This is a genomic window from Lysinibacillus sp. FSL K6-0102 (assembly GCF_038003545.1).
GTDB lineage: Bacteria > Bacillota > Bacilli > Bacillales_A > Planococcaceae > Lysinibacillus > Lysinibacillus capsici.
In genome coordinates, this window is the sequence record NZ_JBBOPH010000001.1 from 994,239 (window position 1) to 1,011,741 (window position 17,503).

The 17,503-nt window shown below is 38.9% G+C and carries 13 protein-coding genes and 1 other annotated feature; of the genes, 12 read left to right on the forward strand and 1 reads right to left on the reverse strand.

What is annotated here, in order from left to right; genetic code table 11:
• The first annotated feature begins 32 nt into the window (after nucleotides 1-32).
• Both NYE73_RS04645 and ileS read left to right on the forward strand, forming a co-directional pair.
• Nucleotides 33-557, forward strand: a complete 525-nt coding sequence (locus NYE73_RS04645) for a DivIVA domain-containing protein (protein WP_004227329.1) — start codon at nucleotides 33-35, stop codon at nucleotides 555-557.
• A gap of 96 nt (nucleotides 558-653) precedes the next feature.
• Nucleotides 654-877, forward strand: a binding site (T-box leader).
• 112 nt (nucleotides 878-989) lie between these two features.
• Nucleotides 990-3,758, forward strand: a complete 2,769-nt coding sequence (gene ileS, locus NYE73_RS04650) for an isoleucine--tRNA ligase (RefSeq protein ID WP_259950988.1) — start codon at nucleotides 990-992, stop codon at nucleotides 3,756-3,758.
• A gap of 99 nt (nucleotides 3,759-3,857) precedes the next feature.
• Here the strand turns inward: ileS and NYE73_RS04655 are convergent, their stop codons facing one another.
• Complete coding sequence (locus tag NYE73_RS04655; RefSeq protein WP_066037185.1) at nucleotides 3,858-5,063, reverse strand: AraC family transcriptional regulator; 1,206 nt, start codon at nucleotides 5,061-5,063, stop codon at nucleotides 3,858-3,860.
• A gap of 202 nt (nucleotides 5,064-5,265) precedes the next feature.
• On the opposite strand from NYE73_RS04655, the gene NYE73_RS04660 reads away from it, so the two are divergent.
• The 10 genes from NYE73_RS04660 to carB all read left to right on the forward strand — a co-directional run bounded on the left by NYE73_RS04660 (nucleotide 5,266) and on the right by carB (nucleotide 17,502).
• A complete protein-coding gene (locus NYE73_RS04660) occupies nucleotides 5,266-5,601 on the forward strand; it encodes a hypothetical protein (RefSeq protein WP_048394642.1) in 336 nt (111 codons plus the stop codon).
• Nucleotides 5,602-5,625: 24 nt separating this feature from the next.
• Nucleotides 5,626-7,194, forward strand: a complete 1,569-nt coding sequence (locus NYE73_RS04665) for a sodium/solute symporter (protein ID WP_004227344.1) — start codon at nucleotides 5,626-5,628, stop codon at nucleotides 7,192-7,194.
• A gap of 164 nt (nucleotides 7,195-7,358) precedes the next feature.
• A complete protein-coding gene (lspA, locus tag NYE73_RS04670) occupies nucleotides 7,359-7,838 on the forward strand; it encodes a signal peptidase II (protein ID WP_016994245.1) in 480 nt (159 codons plus the stop codon).
• Nucleotides 7,835-8,746, forward strand: a complete 912-nt coding sequence (locus NYE73_RS04675) for an RluA family pseudouridine synthase (RefSeq protein WP_054549866.1) — start codon at nucleotides 7,835-7,837, stop codon at nucleotides 8,744-8,746. The genes lspA and NYE73_RS04675 overlap by 4 nt, the downstream gene beginning before the upstream one ends.
• Before the next feature lie 240 nt (nucleotides 8,747-8,986).
• On the forward strand, nucleotides 8,987-9,535 hold the full coding sequence (gene pyrR / locus NYE73_RS04680; protein WP_004227349.1) for a bifunctional pyr operon transcriptional regulator/uracil phosphoribosyltransferase PyrR: 549 nt from the start codon (nucleotides 8,987-8,989) through the stop codon (nucleotides 9,533-9,535).
• A gap of 14 nt (nucleotides 9,536-9,549) precedes the next feature.
• A complete protein-coding gene (locus NYE73_RS04685; RefSeq protein ID WP_048394638.1) occupies nucleotides 9,550-10,860 on the forward strand; it encodes a uracil-xanthine permease family protein in 1,311 nt (436 codons plus the stop codon).
• Between the two features lie 194 nt (nucleotides 10,861-11,054).
• Nucleotides 11,055-11,933, forward strand: a complete 879-nt coding sequence (locus NYE73_RS04690; protein WP_048394636.1) for an aspartate carbamoyltransferase catalytic subunit — start codon at nucleotides 11,055-11,057, stop codon at nucleotides 11,931-11,933.
• A 1-nt stretch (nucleotide 11,934) separates the two neighbouring features.
• Nucleotides 11,935-13,212 (forward strand): dihydroorotase, encoded by a 1,278-nt coding sequence (locus tag NYE73_RS04695; protein ID WP_259950987.1) that lies wholly within the window; start codon nucleotides 11,935-11,937, stop codon nucleotides 13,210-13,212.
• Nucleotides 13,212-14,312: a glutamine-hydrolyzing carbamoyl-phosphate synthase small subunit gene (gene carA / locus NYE73_RS04700; RefSeq protein ID WP_115673785.1), complete on the forward strand. Its 1,101-nt coding sequence runs from the start codon at nucleotides 13,212-13,214 to the stop codon at nucleotides 14,310-14,312. Before NYE73_RS04695 ends, carA begins: the two co-directional genes overlap by 1 nt.
• Nucleotides 14,305-17,502, forward strand: a complete 3,198-nt coding sequence (gene carB / locus NYE73_RS04705; RefSeq protein WP_259950986.1) for a carbamoyl-phosphate synthase large subunit — start codon at nucleotides 14,305-14,307, stop codon at nucleotides 17,500-17,502. Before carA ends, carB begins: the two co-directional genes overlap by 8 nt.
• Nucleotide 17,503 lies beyond the last annotated feature (1 nt).

Below are 17,503 nucleotides of genomic sequence, written 5' to 3' on the forward strand. Positions count from 1 at the left end.
ACGAATGTACATGTAAAGGAGAGAAGGATTGTATGCCATTATCACCTATTGATATACATAATAAGGAGTTTACAAAAGCCTTCAGAGGTTATGCTGAAGATGAAGTAAATGAATTTTTAGATCAGATTATTAAAGACTATGAAATTCTGCTTCGTGAAAAAAAAGAGGTTGATAAGCAATTAGAGATGGCTTTAGAACAAGCGAGACATTTCAACACCTTAGAAGAAACTTTGCAGAAGTCTATTGTCGTTGCACAAGAAGCGGCTGATGAAGTGAGAAGAAATTCTCAAAAAGAGGCAAAGCTCATTGTAAAAGAAGCTGAAAAAAATGCTGATCGAATTGTCAATGAAGCTTTGACGAAGGCTCGTAAGGTGACGATTGAAATTGATGAGCTTAAAAAGCAATCTAAGGTATTTCGTAATCGTTTCAAGATGCTTGTAGAAGCACAGCTGGATTTACTTAATGCAGATGACTGGGATCATTTGCTGCAATATGATATCGATTTAACAGAAATTCAAGCATCTGTTGAAGAAGCACAGGATTCTGAGGATATTTAACTTTTCTTTTTAATTGCTGTAATTGACAAATGAAACTTGACGCGATTGTTTGAATTTCATATACTTTGTAATAGTAATTATTTTGAACAGATATGCATAAAAGCAGAGACGAAGACAGTATTTGTTAGGCGTTGTTAAGCGATTTGGGGACAGTGAGAGCCCAAACATACAACTAGCATTGAACATCACTTCTGAGCTAAATAACTGAAAAAAGTAGGTTATTTCGTGATGCACGACGTTAAACGTGCTTTTAAGAGGTAGTGCAAATTTTTGTACTACAATTAGGGTGGTACCGCGAGTAGAAGCTTCTCGTCCCTTAGTGGGATTGAGGGCTTTTTTTGTTTGTTTCCGAATCGTTTTAGATAATTTTGCCAATAACTGTCTTATGAGAAAAATGTCTACCTGTTTGTGTAAAATAAAGGAGGAATTTTAATGGTTGAATACAAAGATACTTTATTAATGCCAAAAACAGATTTCCCAATGCGTGGAAATTTACCGGCAAATGAGCCAAAAATGCAAGAAAAATGGAATGGCATGGATATTAACAAATTACAGATGGAGCGTACGGAAGGTCGACCAGAATTTGTTCTACATGATGGTCCTCCCTATGCAAATGGTGATATCCATATAGGCCATGCTCTAAATAAAGTATTGAAGGATATGATTACACGTCATCGCTCCATGACTGGCTACCATGTCAATTATATTCCAGGTTGGGATACACATGGTTTACCAATTGAGCAAGCATTGACTAACAAAGGTGTAAAACGTAAAGAAATGTCAGTAGCAGCATTCCGCCAACTTTGTGAAGAGTATGCTTATGAGCAAATTGACAATCAACGTGCCCAATTCCGCCGTCTAGGCATTCGAGGTGATTGGGAAAATCCATATATTACATTAAAGCCTGAGTTTGAAGCTCGTCAAATTGAAGTATTCGGTAAAATGGCGGAAAAAGGTTATATCTATAAAGGGTTAAAGCCGGTTTATTGGTCTCCTTCTTCTGAATCTGCTTTGGCGGAAGCTGAAATTGAATATAAGGACATCAAATCTCCATCCATTTATGTAAGCTTTGCAATTAAGGATGCGAAGGGTGTTGTTCCAGCAGATGCTAAATTTATCATTTGGACAACAACACCATGGACATTACCAGCAAACTTAGGGATTTCTTTGAATCCTGAATTTATCTATGTAGTAGTTGCAGTGGCTAATAAAAAATTCATCATTGCCAAAGAGTTATTAGAGTCAGTGGCAACTACGCTTGGATGGGTAGACTATGAGGTTGTACAAGAGGTAAAAGGAGAGGCATTAGATCGTATTGTAGCACAACATCCATTCTACGATCGTGAATCGCTTATTATGGTAGGTGAACACGTAACTGCTGAAGCGGGTACAGGTTGTGTTCATACAGCCCCAGGGCATGGTGAAGACGATTATCATATTGGTAAACAGTACGGTTTAGGTATTCTTAGCCCTCTTGATAATAGTGGCTGTTATACAGATGAAGCACCTGGCTTTGAAGGCGTGTTTTATAATGATGCGAATAAACTCGTCACAGAAAAACTAAAAGAAGTAGGAGCGTTAGAAAAGCTTGATTTCTTTACGCACTCCTATCCACATGACTGGCGTACGAAAAAGCCTGTTATTTATCGTGCGACACCACAATGGTTTGCATCTGTTGAAGCATTCCGTGGGGAGTTATTAGAGGCTGTAAAAGCAACAGCATTTACACCAGCTTGGGGAGAAACTCGTCTTTATAATATGATTCGTGATCGTGGAGACTGGGTAATTTCACGTCAACGTGCGTGGGGTGTGCCGATTCCGATTTTCTATGCTGAAAATGGTGAACCTATTATTACACCTGAAACAATTAGTCATGTCTCAGCATTATTCCGTGAGAATGGATCAAATATTTGGTTCCAAAAAACAGCAAAAGAGTTATTACCAGAAGGCTTTACACATCCAGGTAGCCCGAACGGCGAATTTACAAAAGAAAATGATATTATGGATGTTTGGTTTGATTCCGGTTCATCACACCAAGGTGTACTAGTAGAGCGTGGTATGAAATATCCAGCTGATCTCTATTTAGAGGGTTCTGACCAACATCGTGGTTGGTTTAATTCCTCTCTTATTACATCTGTAGCTATTAACGGCTATGCACCATACAAAGGACTTTTAACACATGGTTTTGTACTTGATGGTGAAGGACGTAAAATGAGTAAATCTTTAGGGAATGTGATTATTCCGCAAAAAGTAATGGATCAGTATGGAGCAGACATACTTCGTTTATGGGTTGCTTCTGTTGATTATACAGCAGATGTGCGCATCTCTATGGATATGTTAAAGCAAGTATCTGAAGTGTATCGTAAAATTCGTAATACTTTCCGTTTCTTACACGGCAATATTGCTGATTTCGATCCTACGAAAGATCGTGTAAGTTATGCTGAGCTTCGTGAAATGGATCAATATGTGTATATGCGCTTACAGGATGTCTTAAAAACTGTGCGTGCTGCCTATGATCGCTATGATTTTGCTGCTGTCTATCATGTAGTCAATAATTTCGTTGCTGTAGAGTTATCTTCATTCTATCTTGATATTGCCAAAGACGTAGTCTATATCGAGGGTCATGACAATAAGGATCGTCGTGCGATGCAAACAGTTATTTATGATACATTGATGACATTAGTAAAAATCATGACACCAATTATCCCACATACAACAGATGAAATGTGGTCTTATCTACATGCTCAAGGTATTGTAGAAGAAGTTTCTGTTCAATTAACAGATTTCCCAGAGGTAGATGTTCAAGCGAATTTTGAGAGCATACGTACAAAATGGGAAAAAATTATTGATGTACGCGATGATATTTTAAAAGCATTAGAGGAAGCACGTAATGCGAAAACAATTGGTAAATCACTTGAAGCAAAAGTCACTGTCTACGCGAAAGAAGATGTTGTCGCATTATTGAACGATGCCAACATTGACTTTGCACAACTTTCCATCGTTTCAGCTTTTGAGGTAGCTGCTATCGAGGAGGCACCTGCTGAAGCTTTAACACTTGAGCATGTTTCCATTGTTGTTGAGAAGGCTACAGGTGAGAAATGTGAGCGTTGCTGGTCAATTTCTGAAACAGTTGGTTCAAATGAAGCACAACCTACAGTATGTGCTCGCTGTGCAGAAGTTGTAGAAAAGTATTACGTTTAATCTATAAATAACAAGAATCTGCATTTAAATGTAGAGGATGTGCAAGTCTCCTTGTTGGAGGCTTGCTTTTTTCATGGAAGTTTTGCAGATTCTTTTCCATTATTTAAATAAAATTTCTGTCGTATTGCGATAGTCTGTTGGAGATATACCTACATATTTTTTAAAAGTTAAACTATAGTAATTTGGTGTATTGAAGCCACAGGTGGAGGAGATTTTTTCTATGGTGTAGTCGTACTTGCGTAAAAAAGGTAAGGTTTTGATAATGCGTGTATAAGCAACATAGTCAACAAAATTGCGACCTGTTTCTTTTTTAAATAGTCTACTAAAATGAGTTGGGCTAAAGTTAATATATTTTGCAACATCACGAATGGTCAGTTGTTCGTCGTAATGTTCTTCAATATACTGAATAGCTTTTTGCAGCTGCTCATGCTTTGTTAAATCTTCGTAATATCGGATGTGTATATTATGGATAGGTGGTTTTCTACGTGCTTTTCTAGCCTGGCTATAGGATTCCTTCACTTGCATAGCATCCTGAAATACACCTCCAACCCCCATAAAAAGATGAATAGAACAATCCCTTTTTAGGGTCTCGATAACCTCTAATAAACAGGCTTCACCCTCAGTCCAATGTTTGAAAGAGTTGTAATCAGTAGGAATTCGCATGAGAAGTAATAAATAGCGTTCAAAATGTAAAAAGGATAATGAGGCCTTCTCAGCAAAGTGCTGACGAAAAACGGTTGTAATACTACTACTTGCATCGTGTGGGACAGCTTTCTTATTAGCCCCATCAATATAGCCTTGAATTAAAAATACAATATTAGGTATACAGCTTGTCGATAAAAATGAAGCAGATTGTATTATTTCTTGTTCATTGTCAATTTCTCCACGGATCAGGCGTTTTAAAAATGCTTCCCTAAATGGAGAGGTATGTTGTTGGGATACTTGTTGTGATAGCTCAAGCATTGTAAGTGTACTCGCCTTTTTTTCCTGATAGGACGTATACAGCTTTTTTACAATTCGTAAAAATTTTGATTTTTGTAATGGTTTTATGAGAAGTGCAGGTAAAGCTAATTCAATTGCTATACCAGTCGAGTAGGTAAGGTGTTCTGTAACAAACGGGACAATAATACTATTAGGATAATTTCTTTTTAATCGATTAATCTTTACCCAATCAAATAACCGATTGACTTCATAGACAATAATGACCTCATCTTCTGGCTTTGGCACTTTACATTCCTCTAAAGCGTTTGGTAAAACCTCTTTTAACCATTCACTCATTTGCTGCTTGTCAAATGAGCTTTCCATATACCATACCACCTTTAAAATGCTACCAGCCCCCTACGAATAAAAAGATAAAAATATTTTAACTTAAAATAGCAATTTTTTGTACTAATACAGCAATATTTTATATCTATATTGAAGTTGAAATAGAATAGAATAATTGTAGTGAATAATAATTTGAAATTTCAGACAATTATTCACTTACCAAAAAAGGGGGAGTTGGCTTATGGCGGAAGTAGGCAGTCATGATTATGACTATGTAGAAGCAGGAACAATTGATGTGAAAGATCTACCACCTTTAGATGCAACAACAAACAAAATTATGAAAGATGAATTTACAACAGGTTTAGGTTTATCGATATTTTACTTTATTTTGATTTTTAGTATCCCTGTTATGAATTGGTTTGCGCCAGCATTTGCGTTTAAGAAAATCTGGGGTGGTATGACAGTCACATGGTTTGTGACAACGATTGTAATGATGGCTATGGCATTTATTATTGCATATGTTCACACAGCCATGTACGAGAAACGTCTAAAGCAATATGATATAGCAAATAAGTAGTTGGAACAAAGGGGGAAATGTTGAATGATGGAAGCTCTATTAGAACCAAAGATGTTAATGACCATTGCTTTAATGGGAACAATTGTATACATTACGTATTTAACAAAAAGAAATGCAACAGCTTCGGATTTCTTTGTAGGTGGCCGAAGCTTCGGATGGTTTACAAATGGGTCTGCCATTGGTGGGGATTACTTAAGTGCAGCAACATTCCTGGGTATCGCAGGGTTAACATTTCAACTTGGATATGATGGTGCTTATTATGCTTTTTGCTTCTCCATTGGGTTAACATTATTAGCGATTTTTGTGGCAGGTCCTTTAAGACGTTTTGGTGCATTTACCGTTGCAGATTTTTTAGGCTATCGTTTTCATAGTAGACGAGCTCGGCTTGTAGCTGTGGCAGTGGTGTTAGCTATTTCAGGCTTTTATGCAGCTCCCCAATTATTAGGTGCTGCACAGATTTTAAGTATGTTTTTCGGTACTTCTTATGAATTCGGCATTATATTTACTTGTGTTGTTATGATTTTTTATGTAGGTATTGGTGGTATGAAAGGAACAACCATCAACCAAGCATTAGAGTTGTGGATTCGTCTTGGTGCGTTTATTGTGATGTTAATTGCAGCAGTTTATGGCGGTTTACATTATGATAAAATTTTAGCAGCCATCCATTCATTTAGCGGTCCAATTACAGGCACTTCACCGTATGCCTTAGATGGCAATGATATCAATTTTGATGGTGCTGCTTGGACAGGCACGGGCTTTTATTTCCCCACGTTCTGGCAAACAATTAGTATGACGATAGGATTAGCGCTAGGAACAATTGGTCTTCCTCATATTTTATTGCGCTTTTATACAAACCCAAGTGCTAAAGCAGCCCGTAAATCTGCACTCATGGCCATTGGAATTGCAAGTGCGTTCTTCTTGTTAGCTGTTTATTTAGGTGTTGTAGGTCGATCTATTTTCATTTCTGGGACAGCTAGTGAGGAAGTCATGCGTGATTTAGTGCTGGGTGGGAATAATATGGTCATTCCTACTACAGCCCTTGCACTAGGTGGCAAATGGCTACTTGGATTAGTTATAGCAGGAGCATTTGCAGCTATTTTCTCCAATCTTTCAGGATTGTTTATTACAAGCTCAGGTGCACTAGCTCATGATTTATATGCCAATATCATGAAAAAGGATATTACACAAAAACAACGAGTTATTGCTGGGAAAGTGGCTATTGTATTATTAGGTATTTTATATGGAGCATTGGGTTTACTTGTAAAGGATGCATCCATTGGCCATTTAGTGGCGCTGGCTTTTACTGTCGCTGCAAGTACATTTACCCCAATATTCATTTTAGGTATTTGGTGGAGAGGCATGACAGAAAAAGGAGCCATTGCAGGATTATTAATAGGACTTGGCGTGTCTATGTGGATGATCTTTTTACCAGGAACGTTACCAAGCTTCTTGCAGTTTAAAATTCCAGGTATTGTGACAGTACCTGTGGGCTTCTTATCTGTTATCATCGTGTCATTAATAGATCGCAAAGTTCCTGCTGATGTTAATGACTTCATGAAGCGAGTACATTCAAAAGAATCTGAAACTGTCTAACCAATAAGTTATGGCTATTTCTATTGCTTAAACGTAATAGGGGTAGCCTTTTTATATTTCTTGAAGAGATTTAGAATCAGCCATATTTAGATATGATATTAGTTATTGTGAATGGTACTGTTATGGTAGAATAGGTAAGATGTTGAGTGAACGGAGGAATGTCTGTGTATAAATATTATGGATTAGCTGCTTTTGTCGTTTTACTGGATCAATGGACAAAATGGCTGATTGTGAAAAATATGGAATATGCTGAACGCATTGCTGTATGGGACCCATGGTTTGGTATTTTGTCTCATCGGAATAGAGGGGCAGCATGGGGGATGCTAGAGGGGCAAATGTGGTTGTTTAGTATTGTCACAGTTGCTGTTATCTGTGCGATTATCTATTTTTATCATAAAGAAGCAAAGGGAAAGCCTGTTTTTCAAGTCGGCTTAATGCTCTTGCTTGGTGGTGCAGTAGGAAACTTTATAGACCGTCTATTTAGAGGAGAAGTGGTCGATTTTGTAGATGTTTTAATTCCAATTATTAATTATGATTTTCCTATTTTTAATGTGGCAGATGCTGCATTAACAATAGCGGTTGTCGTGCTGATGATTGGCTTAATTATGGAAGATAAAAAAGAGAAGAAACAGGTGAAACAATGACGCAAGTAACATATACAATCGAAGAACAGCAGCAAGGAGAGCGCATTGATAAAGCACTTTCTAGCTTACAATCTGAGTGGTCACGCACGCAAATTGGGAACTGGATTAGTGAGGGAGTCATTAAAGTAAACGGTGATGCTGTAAAGGCAAAATATAAGGTTAAAGCTGGTGACATCATCGCTATTGATGTACCAGAAGTGGAAGAATTGGATGTTGTCGCAGAAAATTTAGATTTAGATATTGTTTATGAGGATGCAGATGTTCTTGTTGTGAATAAACCAAAGGGTATGGTGGTACATCCAGCACCTGGCCATATGGGAGGTACACTGGTAAATGGCTTAATGTATCATTGTAAAGACTTATCAGGGATTAATGGTGTACTACGACCAGGAATTGTCCATCGTATCGACAAAGATACATCGGGCTTATTGATGGTTGCTAAAAACGATACGGCTCATGAATCATTAGTCAATCAATTAGTGAATAAAACAGTTACTCGTAAATATATTGCTCTTGTCCACGGGCATATTGCACATGATAAGGGGACAATTGATGCACCGATTGGTCGTGACCAAAAAGATCGCCAAAAACAGGCAGTTGTCGATAATGGTAAACATGCTGTCACACACTTCCAAGTTGTTGAACGTTTTGGTGACTATACGCTGGTGGAATGTCGTTTAGAAACGGGACGTACACACCAAATTCGTGTGCATATGAATTATATTGGCTTCCCACTTGTTGGAGATCCAAAATATGGTCCGAAAAAGACAATCGACTTTGGGGGACAAGTTTTACATGCAGCGACTTTAGGATTCGATCATCCTTCATCTGGAGAATACTTGGAGTTTGAAACACCACTTCCAGCTGATTATGAACAATTATTAAATGATTTACGAAATAGGCATTGACGTATACGAAAAGAAAGTCTATACTAACGACAGTGAATGAACAACATAACTAAATATTCACCTTTAATGGCAGTCCAGAGAGGCTGAGAAGGGACATGTGATAGTGTTGTGGAAATTTGTGCTGCAAATTTTTCCAACATGCTTTTTCGACACGTATACAACCCTCTCAGGCTATTCGCCTCGAGAGGTTTTTTTATGGACACATGGCCGATAATAGATTGAAGAGAGGAGGATACGAATATGGCACAAAATGAATTATTAGATGGCCCATCAATGACACGAGCATTAACACGTATTGCCCATGAAATAATTGAACGTAATAAAGGAATCGATGAATGTATTTTAGTTGGCATTAAAACAAGAGGTGCTTTTCTAGCCAGACGTTTGGCGCAGCGAATTGAAAAAATTGAAGGTAAACCGATTCGTACAGGGGAACTTGATATTACACTTTACCGAGATGATTTAACAACGAAACATGAAAACGAACAAGCACATGTAGAACAAGTTGATATCGAGTATCAAGTGAAAAATCAAAAAATCATCTTAGTAGATGATGTACTTTATACAGGTCGAACAGTACGTGCAGCTCTAGATGCTGTAATGGATTTAGGAAGACCTGCACAAATTCAACTAGCTGTTCTAGTAGATAGAGGCCATCGAGAGCTACCAATTAGAGCAGACTATGTGGGAAAAAACGTTCCAACTTCTGGCTCTGAGCGCATTGTTGTCAATTTACAAGAAGTAGACGGAGAAGATTGCGTCATTATTTACAAAGAAGACGAACAATAAAGTGAGGAAACAGTATGTCAAATGCAGTTTTAGATATTAAGGATAAACCGACCCCGCTCCAGCTAGTGACATTAAGTTTCCAGCATATGTTTGCGATGTTTGGTTCAACAATTTTAGTACCGCAGTTAGTAGGTCTTAGTCCAGCGATTGCCCTTTTAACAAGCGGAATTGCTACATTATTCTTCCTATTAATTACGAAATTCCAGGTACCGGCTTATTTAGGCTCCTCCTTCGCCTTTATTGCACCAATCCTACTTGCTGCAGGTGGTTTAAATGAAGACGGTGCGAGTGTAAACCCAGGCAATGCCATGATTGGTGCTATGGCTGTCGGCATTACGTACGGAATTGTATCCTTAATCATTTGGAAAAGTGGTTATAAGTGGATTATGAAAATCTTGCCACCGATTGTGGTAGGTCCAGTAATTATGGTAATTGGGCTTGGACTTTCTGGTACGGCTGTGAATATGGCAATGAACGTTAATGGAGAGTATAGCTTTTTACACTTCTCAGCTGCTTTAGTTACGGTCTTTACAGCTATCATCTTTACGATTTTCTTTAAAGGAATTTTAAGCACTATGCCAATTTTGATGGGCCTAATTGTAGGTTACATTTACTCCATGATAATTGACATAGTAGACTATACACCGATTGCCAAAGCAAAATTCTTCGCTATGCCTGATTTCTTAATACCGGGTGTGCATTATGAGTTTGAAATAACAACAAAAATTCTACTTATCATGGTACCGATCGTTATTGTAACAATTTCAGAACATATTGGTCATCAACTGGTATTAGGAAAAGTAGTAGATCGAGATTATATTAAAGAGCCAGGATTACACCGTTCGCTACTAGGTGACGGACTTGGCACATTTGTGAGTGCTTTAATCGGAGGCCCTCCGAAAACAACGTATGGTGAGAATATTGGTGTACTAGCCATTACTCGAGTATACAGTATCTACGTTATTGCAGGTGCAGCAGTGGTTGCTATCTTACTATCATTCTTCGGGAAAGCAATGGCCGTAATTGCAACGATTCCAACCGCAGTACTTGGTGGGGTTTCCATCTTACTCTTCGGAATTATCGCAGCAAGTGGCTTACGTATGCTAGTAGATAATCATATTGATTTTGGTAACAGTCGTAACCTAGTAATTGCTTCAGTGATTTTAGTCATTGGTATCGGCGGTGCCAAGTTTGTTATCTCAGAATCATTGAGTGTTGAAGGAATGGCCCTAGCAGCGATTATTGGTGTGCTATTGAATGCGATTCTACCAGGTAAAAAAGAAGCTGATATACCCGTACAATACAATCAAAATAAAGATTCATAGTAGTACCTTTTAATGAATTGTCCAGAGAGGCAAAAAAAGGGAAGTTGTGGACAGGCTGAAGTAGGATGTATGTCTTGCTGTAGTTTGTCACGCCTCCTCATGCCTCGTTGATGACATCAACGGGGCTTTTACTTTATATACAGAGAACGTCATACAAAGACGTTCACGATTCACAACCTAATGGAGGTCACATGATGAAGAACTTATTATCGATGGAACATTTAACAACAGAAGAGATTAACCAAATCCTAGATCTTGCGCAAGCATTTGAAAATGGTGAAACATCATCGTTATCTCGCACACACAAAGTGGCCAACCTATTCTTTGAACCAAGTACTCGTACAAAAACAAGCTTTGAAATGGCAGAATACAAAATTGGCTGTCATGTTATCCCTTTTGATGCAGGGTTTTCGAGTGTTACAAAAGGGGAAACGATGTACGATACTGTCAAAACATTGGAAATGATTGGTTTAGATGCTGTCATCATTCGAGCGTCAGAAGATGAGTATTACAATGAGCTGCTGAATGGTATCAACGTAGCGATTATTAATGCAGGAGATGGTGCTGGGCAACACCCTTCACAATCCTTATTGGATCTTTATACCATCAAAAAAGAGTTTGGCTATTTCGAAGGGTTGAATGTCACAATTGCAGGAGATATCTCTCATAGTCGAGTAGCGAAATCAAATGCTACAGCATTACAAAATTTAGGGGCAAATGTTCATTTCCTTTGCCCAGAAGAATGGTCTGGCGGTTTTGAAGCGCACCATTCATGGGATAATCTGATCGAAATAAGTGATGTCATTATGTTACTACGTGTGCAACATGAACGTCATAAAGTAAATAAAAGCTTCTCAAAGGAAGGTTACCATCAAGAGTTTGGTTTAACAATTGAACGAGAAAAGCAAATGAAAGAATCGGCCATTATTATGCATCCAGCACCCGTCAATCGTGATGTCGAAATTGCTTCTGAGTTAGTCGAGTGTGATCGCTCTCGAATTTTTGAACAGGTGCGGAACGGTGTTTACACACGGATGGCTATTATGGAAACCATTTTAAAGGGGAGAGAATAACATGACAAAGGTACTTCAAAATGTACAAATGCTAGATGAACAAGGTGAATTGAAGACAGTCAATATTGCAATGGCAGACGGAAAGATTACGGCTATTGGTCAAGATGTGACTGTAGCAGGTGCAGAACTGATTGAAGGACATGGTTTAATCGTAGCACCAGGCTTTATCGATGTTCATACACATTTACGAGAGCCAGGATTTGAGCATAAGGAAACCATTGCAACAGGTTCGGCATCAGCAGCAAAAGGCGGCTTTACGACAATTTGCGCAATGCCTAATACAAAGCCAGTACCTGATTCGGTTGAAAACATGCAACTTATCAATGGGCTCATTAAGGACAGTGCGGTTATTCGAGTACTCCCATACGGTTCCCTAACAAAGGATATATCGGGTGAGGTTCGAACAAATATTGAAGAATTAAAAGCATATGGAGCAGTGGCATTCTCAGATGATGGTGTTGGTATCCAGCTAGCCTCAACGATGTATGAGCAAATGAAAGATGCGGCCCAGCACGATATGATCGTTGTAGCACATTGTGAGGACAACTCATTAATCTATGATGGTGTGATGCATGAAGGAAAGCGTAATAAAGAGCTAGGCCTCCCAGGAATACCTTCCATTTGTGAATCCGTACAAATTGCACGAGACGTACTACTTGCAGAAGCAGCAGGCGCTCGTTACCATGTTTGTCACGTATCGACGAAGGAATCAGTGCGTGCGGTAAGAGATGCAAAGGCTGCAGGAATCCGTGTCACAGCAGAAGTTTGTCCACATCATTTATTACTAGAAGAGATGGATATTCCATCTGATGATGCTAATTGGAAAATGAATCCACCATTACGCGCAGCGGATGATAAAGATTCTCTACATGCAGCACTACTTGATGGCACAATCGACTGCATTGCAACAGATCATGCGCCACACACAGTAGAAGAAAAATGCTGCGGTATGGTTGGCGCACCATTTGGTATTGTAGGTTTCGAAACAGCTTTCCCACTACTTTATACACAGTTTGTAGAAACAGGAAAGTGGACGTTAAAACAATTAGTTGATTGGATGACAGTGAAAGCAGCTGAGATTTTTGATCTGCCATATGGCACATTAGAAGTGGGTGCTTCAGCGGATATGATTTTAATTGATATTAAAAAAGAACAAACGATTGATGCAGAAGGCTTTGTATCAAAAGGTCGTAATACACCATTCAACGGCTGGGTGGCAAAGGGTTGGCCAGTACTAACTATTTTTGAAGGCAATATCGTATATCAGGAGGCAGAGTAATGAAAAAACGTTTACTAGTTTTAGAAGATGGCACAGTATTTACAGGTACAGCATTTGGTAGCGAGCGCGCTTCACAAGGTGAGGTTGTTTTCACAACAGGGATGACGGGTTATCAGGAAACGATTTCAGATCCCTCATTCTATGGACAAATTGTCACTTTAACTTATCCTTTAGTTGGTAATTACGGCATTAACCGTGATGACTTTGAATCGATTACGCCAGCCATTCGTGGATTTGTTGTGCGTGAATTAGCTAAAAATCCTTCAAATTTCCGCTGTGATTTAACTTTAGATGATTATTTGACATCAAAGGATATCCCAGGAATTGAAGGGATTGATACACGAAAATTAACACGTATTATCCGTAGTAAAGGTTCGGTAAAAGCGATTTTGACAGCTGCTGATGAAGAAGTAAATGTGGATGAAATAGTAGCACAATTGCAAGCAACGCCAGCCATTACGCACCATGTTCGTGAAGTATCACCAAAAGCGGCCTATCCATCTCCAGGGCGTGGTAAACGAGTTGTCCTAATTGATTATGGAATGAAGCATGGGATTTTACGTGAATTAAACAAACGTGATTGTGATGTGCTAGTAGTACCTTATAATACGTCAGCTGAGGAAATTTTAGCTTGGCATCCAGATGGCATCATGCTGTCAAATGGACCAGGAAATCCTGAAGATGTTCAAGAAGGCATTGAAACAGTACGTAACTTAATTGGAAAAGTGCCAATGTTCGGTATTTGTTTAGGCCATCAAATCTTTTCTTTAGCAAGTGGTGCAAAAGCCTTTAAATTACCGTTTGGACACCGTGGTGGTAACCATCCAGTAAAAGATTTACGCACAGGTCGTACAGATTTAACATCTCAGAACCATGGCTATGCCATCGATATCGAATCATTAAAAGATACAGAGTTAGAATTAACACATATCGCGTTAAATGATGGAACATGTGAAGGTGTGCGTCATAAAAAATATCCAATTTTCACAGTGCAATATCACCCAGAAGCATCACCAGGTCCAGAAGATTCAAACCACTTATTTGATGAATTCATCGAAATGATGGAAGTAGAAGCAGGGAAGGGGAAACAACATGCCTAAACGTACAGATATTGAAACTATTTTAGTAATCGGCTCAGGCCCAATTGTTATCGGACAAGCAGCAGAATTTGACTATGCAGGAACACAAGCATGTCTTTCATTAAAAGAAGAGGGCTACCGCGTTATTTTAATCAATTCAAACCCTGCTACAATCATGACAGATACAGAAATTGCAGACAAAGTCTATATTGAGCCAATTTCTCTTGATTTTGTATCGCGTATATTACGTAAAGAACGTCCAGACGCGATTTTACCAACACTTGGTGGTCAAACGGGCCTAAATATGGCGATCGAATTAGACAAATCAGGTATTCTAGATGAGCTTGGGATTGAAATTCTTGGTACTAAATTAGATGCCATCCATAAAGCAGAGGACCGTGATTTATTCCGTAATTTAATGTATGAGCTAGGAGCTCCAGTTCCTGAATCTGATATTATTCATAACTTAGATGAAGCGAAAAGATTTGTTGCGAAAATTGGCTATCCTGTCATTGTTCGACCTGCCTTTACACTTGGCGGTACAGGGGGCGGTATTTGCTACAACGATCAAGACTTAGAAGAAATTGTGACATCGGGTTTAAAATATTCACCTGTAACGCAATGTCTATTAGAGAAATCAATCGCAGGCTATAAAGAAATTGAATACGAAGTAATGCGTGATGCAGCTGACAATGCCATCGTTGTATGTAACATGGAAAACGTTGACCCAGTAGGGATTCATACAGGTGACTCAATCGTTGTTGCACCAACGCAAACATTATCTGATCGCGAAAACCAAATGCTACGTAATATTTCACTCGATATTATTCGCGCATTAAAAATTGAAGGTGGCTGTAACGTACAGCTTGCACTTGATCCATATAGCTTTAATTACTATGTGATTGAAGTAAATCCACGTGTCTCTCGATCATCTGCATTAGCATCAAAAGCAACAGGTTATCCAATTGCTAAGCTAGCCGCTAAAATTGCAGTAGGCTTAACGTTAGATGAAATTAAAAATCCTGTAACAGGCTCAACATATGCTTGTTTTGAGCCTGCACTGGACTATATCGTAGCAAAAATTCCTCGCTGGCCATTCGATAAATTCGAATCTGCTAAACGTAATCTTGGTACGCAAATGAAAGCTACTGGTGAAGTAATGGCGTTAGGTCGTACTTTTGAAGAAGCTATGCTAAAAGCGGTTCGTTCTCTTGAGACAGGTCAAGTACACTTAGAGTTAAAACATGCTGAAGAAAATTCAGATTCTTGGATTGAAAAACGTATTCGCAAGGCTGGGGATGAGCGTCTATTCTTCATCGGTGAAGCTTTACGTCGAGGTGTAACAATTGAACAAATTCATCAATGGTCAGCAATCGATCTATTCTTCTTAAATAAATTTAAAAATATTGTGGATATGGAACAAACGCTTGCTGACAATAAGAATGATAAAGACGTACTACGAACAGCTAAACGTTTAGGCTTTGCAGATAAGAAAATTGCTGAGCTTTGGGAAACAACACCAGAAGAACTGTATGCTTATCGTAAAGAGCATGGTATTATGCCAGTCTATAAAATGGTGGATACATGTGCAGCAGAATTTGAATCAGAAACACCATATTTCTATGGCACATATGAAGACGAAAATGAATCAATTAAGTCAGAAAAACCTTCTGTGGTGGTACTCGGTTCAGGTCCAATCCGCATTGGCCAAGGGGTAGAATTTGACTACGCCACAGTACACTCAGTATGGGCGATTCAAGAAGCAGGTTATGAAGCGATCATCATTAACTCAAATCCAGAAACAGTGTCAACAGATTTCTCAATTTCCGATAAATTATATTTTGAACCATTAACAATTGAGGATGTTATGCATATTATCGACTTAGAACAACCAATTGGTGTTGTTGTTCAATTCGGTGGTCAAACGGCTATTAACCTTGCTGATAAATTAGCTGCTAATGGTGTGAAAATCTTAGGTACGTCTCTTGAGGATATTGACCGTGCAGAAAACCGCGATAAATTTGAGCAGGCGCTACGTGAATTAGATATTCCACAACCTCAAGGAGAAACAGCGGTTTCTACAGAGGAAGCTCTTGCCATTGGTGAGCGTCTAGGCTTCCCAGTGCTTGTCCGCCCTTCTTATGTACTTGGTGGACGTGCAATGGAAATTGTTTATAACCAAGAAGAATTACAGCACTATATGGAAAACGCGGTAGAGGCATCTCCAGATCATCCAGTATTAGTAGACCGTTACTTAACAGGACAGGAAATTGAAGTAGATGCTATCTGTGACGGTGAGAATGTGTTAATACCAGGAATTATGGAGCATATCGAGCGTGCAGGAGTTCACTCTGGTGACTCAATCTCTGTTTACCCACCGCAAAAATTAACACAGGCACAAAAAGATACATTAGTTGACTATACAACTCGTCTTGCGAAGGGGCTAGGCATCATCGGATTAATGAACATCCAATATGTCATTTCACAAAACGAAGTATTTGTTATCGAGGTGAACCCACGTTCATCACGTACAGTACCGTTCCTAAGTAAGATTACAAATATCCCAATGGCTAATATTGCAACAAAAGCAATCCTTGGCAAATCCATTGTAGAGCAAGGCTATCCAACAGGCCTAGCAGCTGAGCAAAGAGGCGTATTTGTAAAAGTACCAGTGTTCTCATTCGCTAAATTACGACGTGTAGACATTACATTAGGACCTGAAATGAAATCTACTGGTGAAGTAATGGGGAAAGATGCAACATTAGAAAAAGCTCTTTATAAAGGCTTAGTTGCAGCAGGTATGGAAATACGAACAGAAGGTACAGTATTATTCACTGTGTCTGATAAAGATAAGGAAGAAGCGATTGCATTAGCAAAACGCTTCTCAACAGTAGGCTATCGCATTGTAGCAACTGAAGGTACAGCAAAAGCATTTGAAGCAGCAGGCGTACGAACTGATGTAGTAGGCAAGATTGGGGCGAAAGGACAAACATTGATTGACCTTATCCAAAATGGAGAAGCTCAGCTTGTTGTCAACACTTTAACAAAAGGCAAGCAACCAGCTCGTGACGGCTTCCGAATTCGTCGTGAGTCTGTAGAAAATGGTGTTCCTTGTCTAACATCTTTAGATACAGCAGAAGCCATGGTACGTGTTATCGAATCTATGACATTTACAGCAGAACAAATGCCAAAAGCGGAGGTAGTACACTAAT

Coding starts and splice junctions, on each gene's coding strand:
- NYE73_RS04645 (WP_004227329.1), top strand. CDS start 33: ATGCCATTATCACCTATTGATATACATAATAAGGAGTTTACAAAAGCC.
- ileS (WP_259950988.1), top strand. CDS start 990: ATGGTTGAATACAAAGATACTTTATTAATGCCAAAAACAGATTTCCCA.
- NYE73_RS04655 (WP_066037185.1), bottom strand. CDS start 5,063: ATGGAAAGCTCATTTGACAAGCAGCAAATGAGTGAATGGTTAAAAGAG.
- NYE73_RS04660 (WP_048394642.1), top strand. CDS start 5,266: ATGGCGGAAGTAGGCAGTCATGATTATGACTATGTAGAAGCAGGAACA.
- NYE73_RS04665 (WP_004227344.1), top strand. CDS start 5,626: ATGATGGAAGCTCTATTAGAACCAAAGATGTTAATGACCATTGCTTTA.
- NYE73_RS04675 (WP_054549866.1), top strand. CDS start 7,835: ATGACGCAAGTAACATATACAATCGAAGAACAGCAGCAAGGAGAGCGC.
- pyrR (WP_004227349.1), top strand. CDS start 8,987: ATGGCACAAAATGAATTATTAGATGGCCCATCAATGACACGAGCATTA.
- NYE73_RS04685 (WP_048394638.1), top strand. CDS start 9,550: ATGTCAAATGCAGTTTTAGATATTAAGGATAAACCGACCCCGCTCCAG.
- NYE73_RS04690 (WP_048394636.1), top strand. CDS start 11,055: ATGAAGAACTTATTATCGATGGAACATTTAACAACAGAAGAGATTAAC.
- NYE73_RS04695 (WP_259950987.1), top strand. CDS start 11,935: ATGACAAAGGTACTTCAAAATGTACAAATGCTAGATGAACAAGGTGAA.
- carA (WP_115673785.1), top strand. CDS start 13,212: ATGAAAAAACGTTTACTAGTTTTAGAAGATGGCACAGTATTTACAGGT.
- carB (WP_259950986.1), top strand. CDS start 14,305: ATGCCTAAACGTACAGATATTGAAACTATTTTAGTAATCGGCTCAGGC.